At 37.4% G+C, this 18,937-nt stretch carries 19 protein-coding genes; 9 read left to right on the top strand and 10 right to left on the bottom strand.

Annotated features, from left to right (window positions below):
• The first annotated feature begins 75 nt into the window (after positions 1-75).
• Positions 76-2,481 carry a TonB-dependent receptor gene (locus WG904_RS08915; protein ID WP_339578960.1) on the top strand — a complete coding sequence of 802 codons (2,406 nt, stop codon included), beginning with the start codon at positions 76-78 and terminating at the stop codon, positions 2,479-2,481.
• A gap of 193 nt (positions 2,482-2,674) precedes the next feature.
• Here WG904_RS08915 and WG904_RS08910 read toward each other — a convergent pair whose 3' ends face one another.
• Positions 2,675-4,306 carry an ABC transporter substrate-binding protein gene (locus WG904_RS08910; protein ID WP_339578959.1) on the bottom strand — a complete coding sequence of 544 codons (1,632 nt, stop codon included), beginning with the start codon at positions 4,304-4,306 and terminating at the stop codon, positions 2,675-2,677.
• Positions 4,307-4,349: 43 nt separating this feature from the next.
• On the opposite strand from WG904_RS08910, the gene WG904_RS08905 reads away from it, so the two are divergent.
• Positions 4,350-4,802: a hypothetical protein gene (locus tag WG904_RS08905; RefSeq protein ID WP_339578958.1), complete on the top strand. Its 453-nt coding sequence runs from the start codon at positions 4,350-4,352 to the stop codon at positions 4,800-4,802.
• Here the strand turns inward: WG904_RS08905 and WG904_RS08900 are convergent.
• Positions 4,789-5,310 carry an NADPH-dependent FMN reductase gene (locus WG904_RS08900; protein WP_339578957.1) on the bottom strand — a complete coding sequence of 174 codons (522 nt, stop codon included), beginning with the start codon at positions 5,308-5,310 and terminating at the stop codon, positions 4,789-4,791. The genes WG904_RS08905 and WG904_RS08900 overlap by 14 nt on opposite strands.
• Positions 5,311-5,463: 153 nt before the next feature.
• On the opposite strand from WG904_RS08900, the gene WG904_RS08895 reads away from it, so the two are divergent.
• The 5 genes from WG904_RS08895 (at position 5,464) to lepB (ending at position 10,038) form a co-directional block, all read left to right on the top strand.
• Entirely contained in the window at positions 5,464-6,267 is an 804-nt protein-coding gene (locus WG904_RS08895; protein WP_339578956.1) for a ParA family protein, read from the top strand.
• 9 nt (positions 6,268-6,276) lie between these two features.
• The gene (locus tag WG904_RS08890; RefSeq protein WP_339578955.1) at positions 6,277-7,179 is read left to right on the top strand and encodes a ParB/RepB/Spo0J family partition protein; all 903 of its coding nucleotides are present in this window, start codon (positions 6,277-6,279) and stop codon (positions 7,177-7,179) included.
• The gene (locus tag WG904_RS08885; protein WP_339578954.1) at positions 7,179-7,853 is read left to right on the top strand and encodes a DUF5683 domain-containing protein; all 675 of its coding nucleotides are present in this window, start codon (positions 7,179-7,181) and stop codon (positions 7,851-7,853) included. The genes WG904_RS08890 and WG904_RS08885 overlap by 1 nt, the downstream gene beginning before the upstream one ends.
• Positions 7,854-7,949: 96 nt before the next feature.
• A complete protein-coding gene (dapB, locus tag WG904_RS08880) occupies positions 7,950-8,690 on the top strand; it encodes a 4-hydroxy-tetrahydrodipicolinate reductase (protein WP_339578953.1) in 741 nt (246 codons plus the stop codon).
• Positions 8,691-8,850: 160 nt separating this feature from the next.
• Positions 8,851-10,038, top strand: coding sequence for a signal peptidase I (gene lepB, locus WG904_RS08875; protein WP_339578952.1), 1,188 nt, complete (start codon positions 8,851-8,853; stop codon positions 10,036-10,038).
• A gap of 17 nt (positions 10,039-10,055) precedes the next feature.
• Here lepB and WG904_RS08870 read toward each other — a convergent pair whose 3' ends face one another.
• The 8 genes from WG904_RS08870 to WG904_RS08835 all read right to left on the bottom strand — a co-directional run bounded on the left by WG904_RS08870 (position 10,056) and on the right by WG904_RS08835 (position 16,516).
• Positions 10,056-11,138, bottom strand: a complete 1,083-nt coding sequence (locus WG904_RS08870; protein ID WP_339578951.1) for an Ldh family oxidoreductase — start codon at positions 11,136-11,138, stop codon at positions 10,056-10,058.
• Positions 11,139-11,229: 91 nt separating this feature from the next.
• On the bottom strand, positions 11,230-12,816 hold the full coding sequence (bshC, locus tag WG904_RS08865; protein WP_339578950.1) for a bacillithiol biosynthesis cysteine-adding enzyme BshC: 1,587 nt from the start codon (positions 12,814-12,816) through the stop codon (positions 11,230-11,232).
• Positions 12,817-12,908: 92 nt separating this feature from the next.
• Positions 12,909-14,240 (bottom strand): 30S ribosomal protein S12 methylthiotransferase RimO, encoded by a 1,332-nt coding sequence (gene rimO, locus WG904_RS08860; RefSeq protein ID WP_339578949.1) that lies wholly within the window; start codon positions 14,238-14,240, stop codon positions 12,909-12,911.
• Between the two features lies 1 nt (position 14,241).
• Complete coding sequence (gene ftsY, locus WG904_RS08855; protein WP_339578948.1) at positions 14,242-15,204, bottom strand: signal recognition particle-docking protein FtsY; 963 nt, start codon at positions 15,202-15,204, stop codon at positions 14,242-14,244.
• A gap of 76 nt (positions 15,205-15,280) precedes the next feature.
• Positions 15,281-15,445: a DUF4295 domain-containing protein gene (locus tag WG904_RS08850; protein ID WP_339578947.1), complete on the bottom strand. Its 165-nt coding sequence runs from the start codon at positions 15,443-15,445 to the stop codon at positions 15,281-15,283.
• A 29-nt stretch (positions 15,446-15,474) separates the two neighbouring features.
• On the bottom strand, positions 15,475-15,657 hold the full coding sequence (gene rpmG / locus WG904_RS08845; protein WP_015809322.1) for a 50S ribosomal protein L33: 183 nt from the start codon (positions 15,655-15,657) through the stop codon (positions 15,475-15,477).
• 40 nt (positions 15,658-15,697) lie between these two features.
• On the bottom strand, positions 15,698-15,931 hold the full coding sequence (rpmB, locus tag WG904_RS08840) for a 50S ribosomal protein L28 (protein ID WP_055132404.1): 234 nt from the start codon (positions 15,929-15,931) through the stop codon (positions 15,698-15,700).
• Positions 15,932-16,021: 90 nt separating this feature from the next.
• Complete coding sequence (locus tag WG904_RS08835; RefSeq protein WP_339578946.1) at positions 16,022-16,516, bottom strand: hypothetical protein; 495 nt, start codon at positions 16,514-16,516, stop codon at positions 16,022-16,024.
• Between the two features lie 211 nt (positions 16,517-16,727).
• On the opposite strand from WG904_RS08835, the gene acs reads away from it, so the two are divergent.
• Entirely contained in the window at positions 16,728-18,623 is a 1,896-nt protein-coding gene (gene acs, locus WG904_RS08830) for an acetate--CoA ligase (protein WP_339578945.1), read from the top strand.
• Positions 18,624-18,737: 114 nt separating this feature from the next.
• Positions 18,738-18,923: a CsbD family protein gene (locus tag WG904_RS08825; protein ID WP_339578944.1), complete on the top strand. Its 186-nt coding sequence runs from the start codon at positions 18,738-18,740 to the stop codon at positions 18,921-18,923.
• Positions 18,924-18,937 lie beyond the last annotated feature (14 nt).

The following is an 18,937-nucleotide window of genomic DNA, read 5'->3' as shown; positions in this document are numbered from 1 at the left end:
GGTCAGAAATCCCTATATCTAGCTGTAACAAAATTTAATTTTGTACGACTAATTACAGAAACAAACAATCATACAATGAAAAAAATTCTACTTTTATGCGTGTCCTTATTATTCATCCTTAAAGCAGAGGCACAATTCCCAGGCATGGGTGGGCCAGCAAAACCATCCATAACTGGCCGTATTACTTTAACCGTAATTGATTCGGCTACTAAAAAACCAATTGATTATGCTAGTATTTCACTTACAAAAGTAAAAGACAACAAGCCAGTTAATGGTGGAGTAACAGACGAAAAAGGGAAGGTAATCTTACAAAATATCGCACCTGATGAGTACAAGTTATCTATCGGTTTTTTAGGCTATAAAGCTAAGAGCATTATGGTTAAAACCACTCCAGAAAAACCAGATCAAAATGTAGGAACAGTTGAACTTAGTGGTACTTCAAATAGTTTAACTGAAGTAACTATAGAAGGCAAAAAATCAATGATCGAGAATAAAATTGATCGAATGGTATACAATGCCGAAGCCGATGCTACCAATGCAGGTGGTGATGCTACTGACGTAATGCGTAAAGTGCCAATGCTATCCGTAGATATTAATGGCAATGTACAGTTACGTGGTAGTGCAGTACGTGTGCTCATAAACGGAAAACCATCAGGTACGATGGCAAATAGTGTTGCTGATGCTTTAAAGATGATTCCAGCCGATCAAATTAAAAGTGTTGAGGTTATTACCAGTCCTTCGGCAAAATATGATGCAGAAGGCTCTGGCGGTATCATTAACATCATCACAAAAAAGAGCAATTCGCAAGGAGTAAGTGGAAGTGTGAATACTTCTGTAGGCACACGTTCAAACACCGGAGCATTTAACCTAACGGCTAAAACAGGCCGATTAAGCATGAACACCGCTTTGGGTACACAATTAGCACCAGCGCAAACCACAAGTGTTGTACTTTTAAATAGAACAACCAGCAATGGCGTAACCAGTATCGTAAATCAAGATGGGTTATCGGAATGGAGCAGACAAATGTTTAACGGTAGTTTAGGGTTGGATTACGATTTTAACCTTTACCATAACATAAGCACAAATGCTAAATACAATCGGTTTTATAACGGTGGTCCGGGCGAATCTACGTTATCTATAAATAACGCAGCTGCAAAAAATATCAGTAAAACGGATATGAGCAACGGTAATTTGGATTGGAATATGGATTATAAAAACACCAGTAAAAAGGCTGGCGAGGAGTTTTCGATTTCTGGTCAACTCACAGAAGGCAGAAATACCAACGATTTTACAAATACCCTAAAAATACCAAGTGTTTCTGACTTAATTACCGCAAGCAATAACGTGGGTAGAAATAAAGAATACACTGCGCAAACTGATTATGTTTATCCTTTCAGTAAATCGGTAATTTTTGAAGTAGGCGGAAAAGGGATTTTTAGAAATATCCTCAGTCAGTATGGAAATAATACCGCACAAGATTTTGATTATCATCAGAATGTAGGCGCAGCATACAGTACCATTAGCTTTAATTTAACTAAGAAATTCCAGTTCAAAGGAGGGCTTCGAGCTGAATACACAGCTATTAATATCAATAACAACAACTATCAGAAGGATTATTTTAACCTTTTCCCTAGTGCAGTTATTTCGAGGACGCTCAGTGGAATGACCACCCTTAAATTAAGCTATAACAAGAGGGTTCAACGACCAAGTTTAAGCTATTTGAATCCCTTCCGTAATGAGAGCAATCAATTTGCAGTTTTTCAGGGTAACCCGTTATTAAATCCTGAATTAAGTCACAACTTAGAGTTAGGGTATTCTACCTTCGTTAAAGGGTCGGTCATTAACGCTTCGTTGTTTTATAGAAGAACAAATGATATTATTGAAAGAACTAACCAGGTTGATGCACTAGATTCGAAAAAAGTATTAACTACATTTATTAATGTTGGTAGATCGGAAAGTTTTGGACTTAACCTCTTTGGTTCCTATAATCCAAAACCAAAATGGACCTTAATGGCGAATGTTGGTTTGAATACCTATCAAATTGGTAATGATTTAACCGCAGTGAACACTGCTACTTACATCAATTATAATTTCTTTGTACGTTCTGCATATGCCTTTGGTAAAGGGTGGAATATAGAACTATTCAGTGCTGTAAATTCACCTCAACGCACCTATCAAGGCAAAACCGACGCATTCTTGATTTATGTTGGTGCAGTTAAAAAGGAAATTCTGAAAAAGAAAGGCACAATTGGTTTAAATATGTTGAATCCATTTAGCAGAGATTTAAAGATTAATACTGTTACCGAATCGAAAAACAGTTATCAAACCCAAAACATCTTATATCCAATTCGTTCATTCGGTGTAAACTTTAGCTATAACTTCGGTAAGCTTAAATTTGTTGAAAAGAAAAAGATTAAAAATGACGATATTAAGCAAGATCAACAGCAAGGCGGACAAACGGGTGGTATGGGTGGACGCTAAAAATAATCATTAAAAAATTTGGTTATTAAATAATTATTTCGTTAATTCGTTCTATAGGAATTCAAATTAAACCTTTGATTTTGGTATTCGCTAAATAAAAAACAGCACCTAATCAACCTAAAAATAGAACTAAAACAACCAAATATAAATTTCTAACCTCTGGAGCTTCGGCCTCAGAGGTTTTTTTTTGAACCTACTTTTTCTTAACTTTCTTTAAAATCATTAAAAAGAGCGGATTATTTGGATAACCACTAATGTTATTTTGGAGCATCACCACGCTTTGGTCGTATAAAATGGGTACTACAGAAGAGTGTTCCATCACCATATTATCCATTTTATGATACAACTCGTAACGTTTTTGATCATCACTTTCGTAATAACTCTGTTCAAATAAGCGATCAAATTCATCATTAAAATAACCTGTATAATTTGGTCCAAAGGGAACTCGATTTTTTGAATAAAAAACGGAAAGGTAATTTTCCCCATCTGGGTAATCGGCAATCCACGATCCTCTAAAAAAATTAACTTCATTTTTCGACATCAAATCGCGTAGGCTAGCACTCGGACTAACATCTACTTTAACTTTTATCCCAATAGCGTTTAACTCACCCTGTATAAACTCGATTAAATCTTTGTAGGTCGTTGTGGTGTTTAGAGTAACTTCGGGCATCCCTTTTCCATTGGGGAAACCCGCTTCTTCGAGTAGTTTTGCAGAAAGTAGCGGATTGTAGTTGTATCCTTTCACTTTTGTGCTGTCAAAACCTGGCATGCCTTTAGGGATAAAGCCATTAGTGGCAGGCGTACCAATACTATTTCTTAAATACTTAATTAGTTTTTGCCGATCGATGGCATAATTAATGGCTTGCCTCACTTTTTTATACTGCAAGGGCGATTTTTTTACAATTTCTTTTGAGGTATCTACTAAGATGCCAACATATTCAGTGCACAGGTACGGGCCTTTAGTGAGTTGAAATTTCCCTTTATATTTGGTGGTCATTTTCCCACTTTTCGTTAGTACGTCATCACGATAGCTGCCATCAACACTGTTAAAAAAGTCGAGGTCCTTTTTAATGAAATTCATAAATGCACTTTGCTTATCGCTGATAAACGTAACCTTAACCGCATCGAGGTAAGGAAGTTTAGCATTGCCCTCTTTTTCCCAATAATGTTCGTTTTTTAAGAGTACCAAAATCTCGTCCTCTTTCCAATATTTAAAACGGAATGGGCCTGTGCCTACAGGGTGACTTCGAAAATCTTTCCCATAATGTTCAACCACTTCTTTTGGCACAACAGAACAGTACTGTGCCGTTAAAAGTTTCATAAATGCTGGGAATGGTTTAATTAGAGTAATTTGAAACGTACTGTCGTTTAACGCTTTAAAGGCATCCGCACCCTTTACTTTGTCGCTAAAAATCCACCCTCCAGAAGAGGCTACCTTAGGGTCGATTAGCCGGTAAAAACTATAGGAAAAATCTTCTGCTACTACTTTTCTGCCTTTTCCGTTTGGAAATAATGGATCGTCTTGGAAAAAGACATCATTGCGCAAGTTAAATGTGTAAGTTAAATGGTCGTCAGAAACCTGCCACGATTTAGCGATGCAGGGAATGGTATTTAATGCCGAATCTACTTGAACCAAGCCGTTAAAAATCTGATTGATCATCCATATAGCATTTTGGTTGCGGGCAAATGCTGGATCGAGCGAGGTTACATTTTGATCGAGATTGATATTGAAAACCTTTTTGCCTTTTTGATCAGCTTGCCGGCCACATCCGCAAACGGCAATTACACAGTAAACCCAAAATATATTAATTATCGTTCTACGCATCGATTGGAAATCTTATTTTTGCGTAAATTAATAAATAAATTAGATGTCTTTTTTAAATGAGTTGATAAATAGTGTAATCGATGAAGAATTACGCGAAGAATTACATGAGCGCGTGGATATTGTTATGCATAAAATTAAATTCATGGATAAAGTTCCCGTGGCTTGTTTGTCGATTAATCAGGAAATTCATAACCCACTCGACCATTTAATAGACTTGGCAGGAGGTATGGTGGTAAACGATCCGATGCTGGCGAAGGTGATTATTTATTTTGAATATCAAACTAGCATTGCCACGCTCATGAGTAAAGCAGTGCCCTTCTTATTGCCAGAATGGCCAAGCTTTGCCTATAAACACATTTATTTGATAGATGATTCAAAGGTTTTAGCAAAAGAACCTCAAGATTGGGTAGCAAGTTTGGAAGATATTGCCGAAATCCTACATCCTGGTTATTTTGTGTTTGGGAATGAGGGCGAAGCTTGGATTAATATCCAATAAACTTCTCCATCTGTTCTTGCGTAAATTTCAGGGTATCTTCTTTAAAGAGTTCATCATTCTCATTTAATTCGCTTTTGATATTGGCAATATGCAACCTTAGGGGTAATACATGTAGGTGTAAATAGCCACAAACCCCATTAAAATGGTCGATTCCTCTGATGTTTCCATATTTGCCCGAAGAAACACCAACCAAGCAAGCCTTTTTATCGTAAAAACTCTCTGGGAATGAACATGCGTCAATAAATAATTTCAAAACTCCTGGGAAGCTTCCATTATATTCAGGGATGATGAATAAGAATTTAGTAGTTTGGGTTACCAGTTCTTGTATTTTTTCAAATTCAGCACTTCGCTTGCCATAGAGGTCGGAAGCAATTAAATTTGCTGGTAAATCTTGTAGATTTAAAAGATTGGTTTTCAAACCCTTTTGTGCCAATTGGTTTTGATAATATTTTGCAACTTTTAAGGTATTGCTTTTGGGTCTATTTGTGCCAGATATGATGGTAACCATGTTAAAATTGTTAATAAGATGTTCAAAACACTTATCGCTTTAATACTATTATTCTGATTTAGTTCGTATCTTAGCTAATTGTTAAAAAATGCCTAATTCTATGCAAAAATAGCATTTTTTAAAGAATTAATTGTAAAAACATTCGGTAAGTAAATGAGTAAAATAATTGCTTTAGCAAATCAAAAAGGGGGTGTAGGTAAAACTACATCGTCGATAAATTTAGCCGCCAGTTTAGCTGTATTAGAATATAGAACATTATTGGTAGATGCTGATCCACAAGCAAACTCGACATCGGGTATTGGTTTTGATCCACGCAACATTAAAAATAGCATTTACGAATGCATCATTAACGATGTTGATCCGTTAGATGCTATCGTAAAAACCGAAACCCCGAATTTAGATTTATTACCGGCGCATATTGATTTGGTTGGTGCAGAGATCGAGATGATTAATTTAACCAGTCGCGAGTATAAAATGAAGGCTGTATTGGAGAAAATTAAGGATCAGTATGATTTTATCATTATCGATTGTTCTCCTTCTTTAGGTTTAATCACTATAAACTCCTTAACTGCGGCCGATTCGGTTATTATTCCGGTTCAATGCGAATATTTTGCATTAGAAGGTTTAGGAAAATTATTGAACACAATTAAAATTGTGCAAAATCGTTTAAATCCTGAATTGCAAATTGAGGGTATTTTATTAACGATGTATGATGTGCGACTTCGTTTGTCAAATCAAGTGGTTGAAGAAGTGAAAACACACTTTCAAGATTTGGTTTTCGATACAATTATTCAACGTAACACACGTTTAAGTGAAGCCCCTAGCTATGGTGTATCGGTTATTATGCACGATGCAAACTGTAAGGGAGCGATTAATTATTTAAATTTAGCCAGGGAGATTGTTCGTAAAAATGGTTTGGTAACCGAAGAACAGGATGTTAATACGGCAACGCTATAAATTATTAGGATGACATCTTTTCAGCGAAAAACAGGTTTAGGAAAAGGATTAAGTGCGCTTTTAGACGATACTGATTCAGTGCATCCACCCAAGGGCGGAAGTGATTCGTTAAATGAAACCCTTCAGATTGGGAGCATCAGCGAGGTAGGTATTGATGAGATTGAAACAAACCCTTATCAGCCTAGAACCGAATTTGATCAAGTTGCTTTAAACGAACTGGCCGAGTCGATTAAAGTGCAGGGTTTAATTCAACCCATAACGGTTAGAAAACACGGCGCAAATAGATACCAATTAATTTCTGGAGAACGCCGATTAAGAGCCTCGAAATTAGCAGGTTTAACGCATATTCCCGCCTATATTCGTTCTGCAGATGATCAGCAGATGCTAGAAATGGCACTGATAGAGAATATTCAACGCGAAAATTTGAATGCAATTGAGGTTGCGTTAAGTTTTCAGATGATGATAGACGAGTGTAAACTTAAGCCCGAACAGCTTGGCGACCGTGTGGGAAAAAATCGTTCGACCGTTAGCAATTACCTAAGGTTACTTAAATTACCACCTGTAATTCAGGCCTCTATTCGCGATGCGAAAATCTCAATGGGCCATGCGCGAGCGTTAATCAGCGTTGAAGAGGTGGAAAAGCAATTATTTATACATCAAGAAATTATAGATAAGGGACTTTCCGTGCGTAAAGTTGAAGATCTTGTTCGAAGTATCAACCATGTCGAGGTTAAACCAAAATCAACTCCAGTTCCGGTTTCTTATGAGTATCAAAAACTACAGAAAGAATTAGCCTCAAAATTTGCGACGAAAGTAAAATTGAAAGTGAACGAAAAGGGGAAAGGTGCCATCGAAATTCCTTTTGTATCGAAAGACGATTTAAGTAGAATTTTAGAACTTTTAGATTGGTAATGCGGTTTGCTATTGTCTTTTTACTGGTGATCTGTTCTTTCACAACGCTGAAAGCACAAACTGACGTGAAAGAAAAGCCGACAGTTCCCGAAAAGAGTAAAATCGATACACTTCCTGGCTCAACGTATGTAAATAAAGGTAAAATTGTAGGTTCAATAGCCGCAAAACGTTCTTTATTTCTGCCAGGATTAGGTCAAGTTTATAACTACGGACTTATTGTAGACGATATTAAATCTGGGCGTCTTAAAACTAAAGGGTTTGGAAAAAAACTGGCGATCATTGGTAAAATTGGTGGTATTTATGTCGCAGGAACCATGCTTACCCTATCTTACATAGAGAATAATAAAAATTATCATCTATTTTTGAAAGAGTTGCAATATCGTCAAATAAATAACGGACAGCCCGATCCTAATGGTTCTTTAGCAGGATATAAAGACACCCAAAGTTTATATACAGGCAAGGCGATTTATAAAAATAACAGAGAAGTGGTACTGATTTTCTTGGGGGTAACTTATGGCGTTAATATAATTGATGCTTACGTTACGGCTCGATTAAACTATTTAAATGTGGAGAGAACTTTGAGCTTTAATATTGCCCCCTCAGTAATTAATTCAAACACAATGTATGGTTATAATTCGTTTACACCTGCATTAAAACTTACGCTTAAATTATGAACTGGCCATCTCGAAAATAATTAGTAAGCGTTCGAAGAAATGATTATTTTGGGGAGGTGAAGTTCCCAATACATAGGAGAAAATAAATAAAAACAGATGAACATAGCATTGTTGGGATATGGCAAAATGGGTCAGATTATCGAGCGTTTTGCTACCGAAAGAGGTCATGATATTGTCCTTAAAATAGGCATAGAAAACCTTGAAGACTTTACCAGGGAGAATTTGGAAAAAGCAGATGTGGCTATAGATTTTAGCGCGCCTAACACTGCAGTTTCGAATATTTATAAGTGTTTCGAAGCTGGCGTTCCAGTGGTTGTTGGTACCACCGGATGGTATGGGAATTTACAACAAATTAAAAATGATTGTTTAAAAGGTAACAATACGCTCCTTTATGGCTCTAACTTTAGTGTGGGTGTTAATTTATTTTTTCATTTGAATAAAATGCTCGCAAAGCTGATGAACAATTATCCAGCATACGAAGTGCAGGTTGAAGAAATACATCATACGCAAAAGCTTGATTCACCAAGTGGGACAGCGATGACCATTGCCGAAGATATTATTGATGCAGTTAGTCGTAAGAGCGAATGGGTAAATGAAGTGGTGGGTAATCCCATGCCTGAAGCGTTTAAAAGCGAACAATTATTAATCGAATCCTATCGAATGGAAAATGTGCCTGGAACACATACGGTAGTTTATAGTTCTGAAGTGGATGAGATTGAAATTAAGCATACTGCACACAATAGAGCTGGATTTGCTTTAGGTGCAGTAATTGCTGCAGAATGGCTAGAAAACAAGCAGGGCTTTTATAGTGTTGCGGATGTTTTTAACTTTGGGTAAATGGCTAATGGGTTACGAGTTGCGGTGAGGTGCAGGGCTGGGAGTTTTAAATCATTAAGTTAAAACAAGCTTTGCTTAGTTTGCTAATACTTTGCTTACTTTGCGGTTAAGAAATGACATGAAATATACATCGATGAAATCGGTGAAATCAATTTAAAATATGAACTATAAATTCTGGCAAAAAAATAAGAGTGCCCAACCAAAAAAGAAAAAAAGTAAAACCAGAGAGTGGACGGATGCTATAATTTTCGCCGTAGTTGCTGCAACGATTATTCGTGTGTTCTTTATAGAGGCCTATACCATCCCTTCGGGATCGATGGAGCGGTCGTTGTTAATTGGCGATTTTTTATTTGTAAGTAAGGTAAATTATGGAGCACGTATCCCAATGACTCCAATTGCTTTCCCTTTTGCCCATCACACCATGCCACTTACAGGTACAAAAGCCTATTGGGATGGCGTGCAATGGAAATACAGAAGATTGCCAGGATTGCAAGACATTAAGCGTAATGATGTAGTGGTGTTTAATTTCCCGGAAGGAGATACGGTTGCTTTAGATGCCCAAGACGATAATTATCATCAAATGCTGTTAAGAGGTACTACCAAAGAAGAGATTTATCTTCAACATTCAATGGTTACTCGACCAGTTGATAAACGCGAAAATTATATCAAGCGTTGTATTGCTATTGCTGGCGACACCATTAGCATGGTTGATGGATTGGCAATTGTAAATGGGAAAAAAACACCTTTGGTAGGTACTGGAGGTTTCTCTTATTTAGTAGAGTTTAAGACGGATGATGTTAATTTAAAGTTATTTACCGACAAAGGATTCAAGGTTACACAAGTGAGCCAAACCGAATATGAGTTCGAAGGTACCCCCGATATGATTGCCGAACTTAAAAAGTCGGAATACGTAAAATCAGTGAAGGAGGAATTAACGACAAAGGGTATCTATGATCAAGCTATTTTCCCTCATGATCCAAATCGCATTTGGAACTTGGATAATTTCGGACCCATTATTGTGCCTAAAAAAGGATGGACCGTTAAATTAGACACGAATACCATGCCGATGTACGAGCGAAGCATTCGTGTTTACGAAGGCAATAAACTCGAAAAAATTGGAAATGATTGGCTAATCAATGGTAAAAAGGCAACTGAGTATACGTTTAAAATGAATTATTACTGGATGATGGGCGATAATCGTCACCAATCTGCCGATTCGCGTTATTGGGGTTTCGTGCCCGAAGATCACATTGTAGGTAAAGCGTTATTTATTTGGATGAGTTTTGATGGAGAAGGTTCGTTCTTCAATAAAATCCGTTGGAGTAGGATATTTAAGGGGATACATTAAAACTAGAAATTCCGAGCCTATAGGCTCGGAATTTCTAGTTTATGCGCCAATTCGTTTAAATCTTTCACAACAACATCGATAATTGGAATTCCACTTACTTTGCGTTCCTGTTCGAAATTATATTCAGGCTCGCCAGGAATAATTACTTTCTTTGTTGGGTCTACTGTTTTTGCACTTTTGAAACGGGTAATCCAATTGTCTAAATGCGATTTAAAATCTTCGGTAGGGCGAAATCCATCCACACGTATGGCACCTAAAAAGTGACCAATTCCCTCTCCAACTGGGTCATTGGGCGGTTCGAGGAAGGAAACAAAAGGAGGCACCCAGGGGCCATAATTTGCTCCAGATAATACTGCCGAAAAAATGTCGACTGTTGCACTTAAGCCATAACCTTTATGACTGCCGTGGTCTTTATCGCTACCCAAAGGTAGCAATGAGCCACCACTTTTTAATTCGTTAGGGTTAATGGAAGATTTGCCAGCTTTGTCTTGTACCCAGCCATCGGGCACATCTTTATTTGCTCTTTGTGCGATTTCTAATTTTCCATTCGCAGCCGCAGCCGTTGCCATATCTACAATAACAGGTGGGTATTTGCCGGCAGGAAAGGCATAGCACATGGGGTTGGTTCCTAATAATCGCTCGTTGGCATAAGTTGGTGCTACAAGTGGACTAGCATTGGTCATACTGATGCCTATCATATCTTTTTCGACAGCCATTAAGGCATGGTATCCAGCAATGCCAAAGTGATTCGAATTTTTAACCGCTGCCCAACCGCTTCCGTATTTTTCGGCTTTTTCGATAGCTACTTTCATTGCGAAAGGAGCAACAACTAAACCCAAGCCACCATCGCCATCTACTGTAGCGGTAGTAGGAGTTTCGTGTACAACACGAATAGTTGGGGTTGCATTTATTCTGTTCTTTTCCCAAAGTCTAACATAACCGCTTAATCTCGCTACGCCATGCGAATCAATCCCTCTTAAATCGGATTTAATAAGTACATCGGTTGCTAATTCTGCATGTTCATTGCTACACCCCATTTTTTTAAATACCGAATGTGTGAAGGTTCGTAGTTGATTTTCTGGGAAGGTTATGAAGTTCATTTTGTTAGTATCAAGTAGTTAGTATCAAGTGTAAAGACTGGGTGCTAAGACATTGCTCACTTAAGCACCTCCCGACCTTTGTACTTTCCAATTAAGGTAGTAAAACTGTAAAATCCCCTCCTAGTGGGTCGAAATTTTCGATTAAAGAGGAGAGAAAATCCTCGCCATAATTTACATACATGGGGGCTAAATTTACCACGCGCTCTTGTAAAACGCCCGTTGGAAAAAGCCTGTTCTTTATATTCTCAATTTGCTTTAGCGATACCTTGTGTTTTCTTTTTTCGGCTCTAAAAAGTTTCTTCTCAAAATTACCAAGTAAATTAAGGGTTTTTGTTTTAGCAGAGTCGGCAGATCTCTCTAGGGTTTTATCAATTTTAAAGGCATTGAGTTTTATTTGTTCAAAAACGATCTCTATAGCACTTAACTCCTCCTTTAAATTTAACCGTGAGCTGGTATTTCTTTCAATCCATATTTTTTGAAGTTCTCCGATGGGTAAGAAGGCATCCTCTAACTTGAAACCTAACTTAATTAGGTTCGTAGCGCTTCTTTCATCCATTAATAAAGCCGAATTTCGAAGCAATAGAACAGGGAAATCGATTTTATAGAAATCGAAATTATCTTTTAGCTGCATCCAGTACGAAACTTCGGCACCACCACCAATATAAGCGATGTTCGGTAAGATCACCTCCTGATATAAAGGGCGCATAATTACATTCGGGCTGAACCGTTCAGGAAATTCATTAATCTCTTTGATAAGTTCTTCTTTCGTGAAACGGATATCGGTATGGTTAATGGTAAATACTTCATCTTTTAGGATAATTCTTTCTCGTAAATTATCTTTGAGGTAGAAAAAATTAATCTCCCTTCCATTTACTTGCGTTTTATAACCCTTTTCGTTTAAAACTTTGCTAGTTTTTTCGATAATTCGCTCACTATGTTGCTCAATAATATCTTGCTCCATAATCTTACTGAACTGTTTTTTTAAAACAGGCTCGTCAGCATTCATAATTACCAAACCATATCTTTCGAAGAGGCTATTTACGAGAGCCCGGGTGGCATCGGCTAAGTTGTCATTTTGCAGATAGGCATTTTCGACAAGTTTTGCTAGCTTTTTACCATTTTTAGAAATGCCCAGATAACCTTTATAGGCCATAACTGCGGCCTCAACGGTTTTAGTGCTTAGGCGACCAGTTGCCCCATTGGTTTGTTGTATCCAACTGATGTTTTTCTCATCTACGTTAACATGATTAATTTCTTCAAAATCATGATCTTCGGTAGCCATCCAGTACACAGGAACAAAATTTTTGTCTGGATTAGCAATTTTTAACTCTAAGGCTAAGTTTATTGTAGTTACAATTTTATAAATAAAGTAAAGAGGGCCGGTAAATAGGTTAAGCTGGTGCCCAGTAGTAACCGTAAAGGTATTTGGATCGGCCAGTGATTGAATATTGTGACTTACAGCTTTATTGGTTTTAATGTGTTGATACTGTTTGGTTAAAACCTCAACAAGCTCTGCACGGTTTCCCGTGAAATTTCTTGACTCAAAAGCCTGCTTTAATCCTTCGAGATCAGGTCTATGGCTATAAAATGATTTTAGAAATGGCTCGTCATTTACATAATCAAGCACGAGCTTTGAAAATGAATGGGTTTCTTGATAGGAAATATATTTAGCTTTCATTTAATTTGAAGCGTTGACATCTTGCTCTGCAAGTTGCAAAATAAAGAGGACTTTGACAATCTTTAAAGATTGTCAAAGTAGGGGGATTCGTATTATTTTACAATTTGTCCATAAAGATCAAAGTCTTCTGCCCTGTCAATTTTAACCTGTACAAAGCTTCCATTTGCGGCGTAACCTGAGTTGGCGTCGATTAATACTTCATTATCAACCTCGGGGGAGTCGAATTCAGTACGGCCGATGAAGAAGTCGCCTTCTTTCCTGTCGATCAGCACTTTATAGGTTTTTCCAATTTTTTCTTGGTTAATGTCGAAGGAAATGCCCTGCTGTAATTCCATGATGGCATCTACGCGTTCTTGTTTTATATCCTCAGGCACATCATCTATAAGATGATGTGCGTGGGTTTTCTCTTCATGTGAATACGTAAAACAGCCCAAACGATCAAATTTAGTTTCTTCTACCCAGTTGTACATTTCTTCAAAATCTTGTTCGGTTTCGCCTGGATAGCCACAAATTAATGTGGTACGCATAGCGATAGTTGGAACTTTAGCACGTATTTCGTTTACAATGTCGATTGTTTTTTGTTTTGTAATTCCACGACGCATCGATTTTAACATCGTATCTGTAATATGCTGTAAGGGCATATCAAGGTACTTACAAATGTTTTCACGCTCGTTCATCGCATCCAAAATTTCCATCGGAAAACCAGATGGATACGCATATTGCAATCGAATCCATTCAATTCCATTCACATCGGATAAACGGCGAAGCAATTCATCTAAATTACGTTTCCCGTAAATATCTAATCCATAATAGGTTAAATCTTGTGCAATTAAAATGAGTTCTTTTGTACCATTAGCGGCTAATATTTTGGCTTCATTTACCAACTCGTTCATGTCTCTCGAAACGTGTTTGCCCCGCATTAAGGGAATGGCACAGAAAGAGCAGGGGCGATTGCAGCCTTCAGCTATCTTGAAATAAGCGAAATGCGAAGGTGTAGTTAATAAACGTTCCCCAATTAGCTCGTGCTTATAATTTGCGCCTAAACTATGGAGTATATTTTGTAAATCATTAGTACCAAAAAAAGCATCAACATTTGTGATTTCGGATTCTAATTCTGGCTTATAACGTTCCGATAAACAGCCCGTAACAATTACTTTTCCTATTTTTCCCTCATCTTTTAGTTGACTATACTGTAGAATGGTGTCTATTGATTCTTGTTTTGCATTATCAATAAACCCACAAGTATTAATTACCACAATGTCGCTTGCGCCCATTGTATTCGATTCGTGCTCAACATTTAAACTATTTCCACGAAGCTGTCCCATTAATACTTCAGAATCGTACGTGTTTTTTGAGCAACCTAAAGTGATAACATTAATTTTAGGTTTAACAATTGGGGTAACTAACTTATTTTTAGTAATCATATTAACTGAATAAGGAGTTTACAAAATCCTTTTTATCAAACAACTGTAAATCGCCAATTTTTTCGCCCACTCCAATATATTTTACAGGAATTTTAAACTGATCAGAAATCCCAATTACAACGCCACCTTTTGCGGTGCCATCTAACTTTGTAATGGCCAACGCATTTACATCGGTAGCCTCGGTAAATTGTTTACATTGTTCGAAAGCATTTTGCCCTGTCGAACCATCTAATACCAATAAAATTTCGTGTGGGGCATTAGGAATTACCTTTTGCATTACATTTTTAATCTTACCCAACTCATTCATCAAACCCACTTTATTATGTAAGCGACCAGCGGTATCGATAATCACTACGTCTTCGTTATTGGCTACTGCCGATTGAAGAGTGTCGAAAGCCACTGAAGCAGGGTCTGAACCCATTGCTTGGGCTACCACTCTAACCCCAACACGCTCGCCCCAAAGTTTAATCTGCTCTACAGCAGCAGCTCTAAATGTATCTGCAGCACCGAGAACTACATTTAAGCCTTCTGCTTTTAGTTTGTGTGCAAGTTTGCCGATAGTGGTGGTTTTGCCAACGCCATTTACACCCACTACCATAATAACGTAGGGCTTATGGTCTCCATATTCGAAATTGCGGAAGTCGTTGCTATTGTTTTCTGCTAATAAAAGCTGAATTTCGTCACGTAACAAGTGATTAAGTTCTGCTGTCGATACGTATTTATCTTTGGCAACGCGAGCTTGAACACGGTCAATTATTTTTAGGGTGGTGGTTACCCCAACATCCGAAGTTACAAGAACTTCTTCCAGGTTATCTAGTACATCATCATCCACTGTAGATTTTCCGGCCACAGCCTTGGTGATTTTACTTAAAAAACCTTCCTTAGTTTTTTCTAAACCTTTATCCAACGCTTCTTGAGCCTCAGGTAAGGTTTCTTTTTTCTTGAAAAAATCGAATAAACCCATAGATGATTTAGTTTCAAATAAAAAAAGCCCTTCCCAATTTAATGCGGAACGGCTCTAATGTTATTCGTGAATAGACCTATTTGCTGTGTGTGCCAGCAATAACATCTTTAACGTGATCGTTATGAACGATAAGTTCTTTGAATGAATACGCACCAGTTTTAGGTGATTTAGTCATTGTGATAACTTTCGAATACTCTTTTCCTGTACCCGTTTTAAGGGTTGCAACTACTTTTTTAGCCATGTTCTTATAATTTTAAAATAAGTATAACCTTATTTAATTTCTTTATGTACAGTTACTTTTCTCAATACTGGATTAAATTTTTTCAATTCTAAACGCTCAGTAGTGTTTTTACGGTTTTTCGTAGAGATGTATCTAGACATTCCCGGCATGCCACTAGTTTTATGCTCAGTACATTCTAAAATAACTTGTACTCTGTTACCTTTTTTTGCCATTTTATTTATTTTTTATGCCGAAGAAATCGGCAAATGCTTTTTACAAATATCCTTTTTTCATGAAACGGTTAATCGCCTCAGAAATACCAATTTTATTGATGGTTTTAATTGCCGACGTAGATACTTTTAAGGTTATCCAACGGTCTTCTTCAGGAATATAAAATTTCTGAAGTTGTAGGTTCGGGTAAAATTTACGCTTAGTTTTAACGTTCGAGTGAGAAACATTAAATCCTGACATTGCCATTTTTCCGGTTAAATCACAAACTCTTGACATGACTTTATTTATTATTGTTAGTATTCGCTGCTTAATTTTTTTAAGAGTGTGCAAATATCAGAAATATTTTTGTAATCAGCAAGTTGATTGTTAATTATTTTTTAATTCTATCTCCATATTCCATTCACCGGGTTCGGTTAGTTCTAAATCGACAGTGTCTGTGCCACTGGTTAATTTTAATCGTAATGGATATTCTACGCCAGTTAAGGTAAATAAACTTCTGTATTTAGTATCCTTCGAAGTGGTTATATCTGCATAATTCCCTTTTAGGATATCAATTTTGTCGAACACTGGAAGTACTCCATCTTCCTTATACCTTTTGCTCGTGATCACTTGGGCATTGGCAACATTTGAAGCAGGAATAGGTGTCGGAAAGCCGAAACGGATGTAAACATTCGTGGTTTTAGGTTTTTTACTCTTGCTAAAGGTGATGTTGTCTACCGCTGAAGATTTACTGAATAAAATGAAGTTTTGGCCTTTTTTTAGCGTGTCTAAGGATGGGCTGTTACCGATAAAATTGTTTTTGGCCGAAGAACTAAAGCCGAAGCTAATGCACCATACGGCAAGCAATAAGAGATTTTTCATACTATAGGTTTTAATGTGTGTGTACGAATATAGCGCTTTTATTTATTAGTTAGGTTTCTTACACGTTATGATTAACGCTAAAGTTCTTAAGCACATTTAAATTTTCAATGGGTGGGAAGGGAACGATATTCGAAGTTACAATAACTAAATATGTTGCATATAAAACGCAATTTATCTAAGTTTGGATAATCAATCTCAAACCAATTATAAAATGCAAATTACCTCCTTTGATCAATATCAAGAAACCTATCAACAAAGCGTAAATGAACCCGAAGAATTTTGGAGCAAAATTGCAGAGAATTTTCTATGGAAGCAAAAATGGAATGCCGTTTTATCATGGAATTTCAGTGACCCCGATATTAAATGGTTTGAAGGTGCAAAACTAAACATAACCGATAATTGTCTGGATAGACATTTAATTGAAAATGGTGATCGGGCGGCCATCATTTGGGAACCCAACGATCCAGAACGAGATTCCATTACACTGACCTATAGGATGTTGCATGAACGAGTGTGCCGTTTTGCCAATGTGTTAAAGCGAAATGGTGCAAAAAAAGGCGATCGTATTTGTATTTACATGCCGATGGTGCCAGAATTGGCTATTGCGGTATTGGCTTGTGCTAGAATTGGGGCTATTCATTCTGTGGTATTTGGAGGATTCTCTGCAAAATCAATCGCTGATCGTATTAATGATGCTACGTGTAAATTAGTGATTACGGCCGATGGGGCCTATCGTGGAAATAAGCAAATTCAATTAAAAGAAGTAATAGACGATGCATTAATTGGCTGCCCAAGCATTGAAAAAGTAATTGTGTTAACACATACACGTACGCCCGTTTCGATGTTAAAAGGGAGAGATTGTTGGTGGGAAGATGAAGTGAAGTTGGTTGATGCGAATTGTGCAGCCGAAGAAATGGATGCCGAAGATGTATTATTTATATTATATACTTCGGGTTCAACTGGCAAGCCAAAGGGTGTAGTGCATACCTGTGCTGGGTATATGGTTTATGCTGGCTATACCTTTTCAAATGTGTTTAATTATCAACCGAATGAAGTATTTTTCTGTACGGCAGATATTGGTTGGATTACCGGACATTCTTATATCGTGTATGGGCCACTTTCTCAAGGTGCAACCACGCTGATGTTCGAAGGAATACCAACATATCCTGATGCATCTCGACTATGGAAGATTATAGAAAAACATAAAGTAAACGTATTATATACTGCACCAACTGCTATTCGCTCGTTAATGAGTTTTGGCTTAGAGCCGCTAGAAGGGGTTGATTTAAGTAGCCTACGGGTTTTAGGGTCTGTTGGTGAGCCTATAAATGAAGAAGCGTGGCATTGGCTTGATGAAGAAGTGGGCAAAAAGAATTGCCCGATTGTAGATACATGGTGGCAAACAGAAACGGGGGGGATCATGATTTCTCCGATTGCCTTTGTTACACCAACCAAGCCCAGTTTCGCCACATTGCCCTTGCCCGGAATACAACCAATTTTAGTTGATGAAAACGGTAACGAAATTTTAGGAAATGGCGTAAATGGAAACCTATGCATTAAATTCCCATGGCCTGGAATGTTACGTACTACCTATGGTGATCACGAACGCTGCAAACTCACCTATTTTTCTACTTACGAAAATTTATATTTTACAGGCGATGGTTGCTTAAGAGATGAAGACGGCTATTATCGCATTACGGGTAGGGTAGATGATGTAATTAATGTTTCGGGACACCGAATTGGGACTGCTGAGGTAGAAAATGCTATAAATATGCATGCTGGTGTAATTGAAAGCGCAGTAGTTGGCTATCCTCATGAAGTAAAAGGACAAGGTATTTATGCCTTTGTTATTTATCCAAATATCAGTAAGGATGAAGATTTAACACGAAAAGACATCTTACAGACCGTAACTCGTGTAATTGGTGCTATTGCAAAGCCGGATAGAATTGTTTTTGTATCGGGATTACCAAAAACCCGATCAGGTAAGATTATGCGTCGTATTTTACGGAAGGTAGCTGAAGGCGATACCTCAAATTTGGGTGATATCAGTACATTATTAGACCCAGGCGTAGTAGAAGAGATTATCGAAAAGTCGGCGGCTGTTTAGTCCCCAGTTATCTGTTGGCGGACTTCCGACTAAAGACCTTTTTAACTAAAACAAAATTCTTTTCTTTCTGTTGATTTAGTAAGCAATTGATTGTAAACTAAAAAAATGACGAAAATGGACAAATTAGAATGGCAAGGAAAATGGAACGAAGTTAAAGGTAAAGTTAAACAAGCATATGGCGATTTAACGGATGACGATTTAAAACATGAAGAGGGAAAAGACGATGAGCTACTTGGCAAGCTTCAGCAAAAAACAGGTAAGGGAAGAGAAGAGTTAGTGAAGTGGATTAATTCTTTATAAAACAATAATGGGCC

Source organism: Pedobacter anseongensis (assembly GCF_037482965.1).
Taxonomy (GTDB): Bacteria; Bacteroidota; Bacteroidia; order Sphingobacteriales; family Sphingobacteriaceae; genus Pedobacter; species Pedobacter anseongensis.
The sequence above is the reverse complement of the archived record's forward strand: the minus strand, read 5'-3'. Positions and strand labels throughout refer to the sequence as shown.

Excerpts from the sequence above, each read along its gene's own strand:
- WG904_RS08915 (WP_339578960.1), top strand. The coding sequence starts at position 76 with ATGAAAAAAATTCTACTTTTATGCGTGTCCTTATTATTCATCCTTAAA.
- WG904_RS08910 (WP_339578959.1), bottom strand. The coding sequence starts at position 4,306 with ATGCGTAGAACGATAATTAATATATTTTGGGTTTACTGTGTAATTGCC.
- WG904_RS08905 (WP_339578958.1), top strand. The coding sequence starts at position 4,350 with ATGTCTTTTTTAAATGAGTTGATAAATAGTGTAATCGATGAAGAATTA.
- WG904_RS08900 (WP_339578957.1), bottom strand. The coding sequence starts at position 5,310 with ATGGTTACCATCATATCTGGCACAAATAGACCCAAAAGCAATACCTTA.
- WG904_RS08895 (WP_339578956.1), top strand. The coding sequence starts at position 5,464 with ATGAGTAAAATAATTGCTTTAGCAAATCAAAAAGGGGGTGTAGGTAAA.
- WG904_RS08890 (WP_339578955.1), top strand. The coding sequence starts at position 6,277 with ATGACATCTTTTCAGCGAAAAACAGGTTTAGGAAAAGGATTAAGTGCG.
- WG904_RS08885 (WP_339578954.1), top strand. The coding sequence starts at position 7,179 with ATGCGGTTTGCTATTGTCTTTTTACTGGTGATCTGTTCTTTCACAACG.
- dapB (WP_339578953.1), top strand. The coding sequence starts at position 7,950 with ATGAACATAGCATTGTTGGGATATGGCAAAATGGGTCAGATTATCGAG.
- lepB (WP_339578952.1), top strand. The coding sequence starts at position 8,851 with ATGAACTATAAATTCTGGCAAAAAAATAAGAGTGCCCAACCAAAAAAG.
- WG904_RS08870 (WP_339578951.1), bottom strand. The coding sequence starts at position 11,138 with ATGAACTTCATAACCTTCCCAGAAAATCAACTACGAACCTTCACACAT.
- bshC (WP_339578950.1), bottom strand. The coding sequence starts at position 12,816 with ATGAAAGCTAAATATATTTCCTATCAAGAAACCCATTCATTTTCAAAG.
- rimO (WP_339578949.1), bottom strand. The coding sequence starts at position 14,240 with ATGATTACTAAAAATAAGTTAGTTACCCCAATTGTTAAACCTAAAATT.
- ftsY (WP_339578948.1), bottom strand. The coding sequence starts at position 15,204 with ATGGGTTTATTCGATTTTTTCAAGAAAAAAGAAACCTTACCTGAGGCT.
- WG904_RS08850 (WP_339578947.1), bottom strand. The coding sequence starts at position 15,445 with ATGGCTAAAAAAGTAGTTGCAACCCTTAAAACGGGTACAGGAAAAGAG.
- rpmG (WP_015809322.1), bottom strand. The coding sequence starts at position 15,657 with ATGGCAAAAAAAGGTAACAGAGTACAAGTTATTTTAGAATGTACTGAG.
- rpmB (WP_055132404.1), bottom strand. The coding sequence starts at position 15,931 with ATGTCAAGAGTTTGTGATTTAACCGGAAAAATGGCAATGTCAGGATTT.
- WG904_RS08835 (WP_339578946.1), bottom strand. The coding sequence starts at position 16,516 with ATGAAAAATCTCTTATTGCTTGCCGTATGGTGCATTAGCTTCGGCTTT.
- acs (WP_339578945.1), top strand. The coding sequence starts at position 16,728 with ATGCAAATTACCTCCTTTGATCAATATCAAGAAACCTATCAACAAAGC.
- WG904_RS08825 (WP_339578944.1), top strand. The coding sequence starts at position 18,738 with ATGGACAAATTAGAATGGCAAGGAAAATGGAACGAAGTTAAAGGTAAA.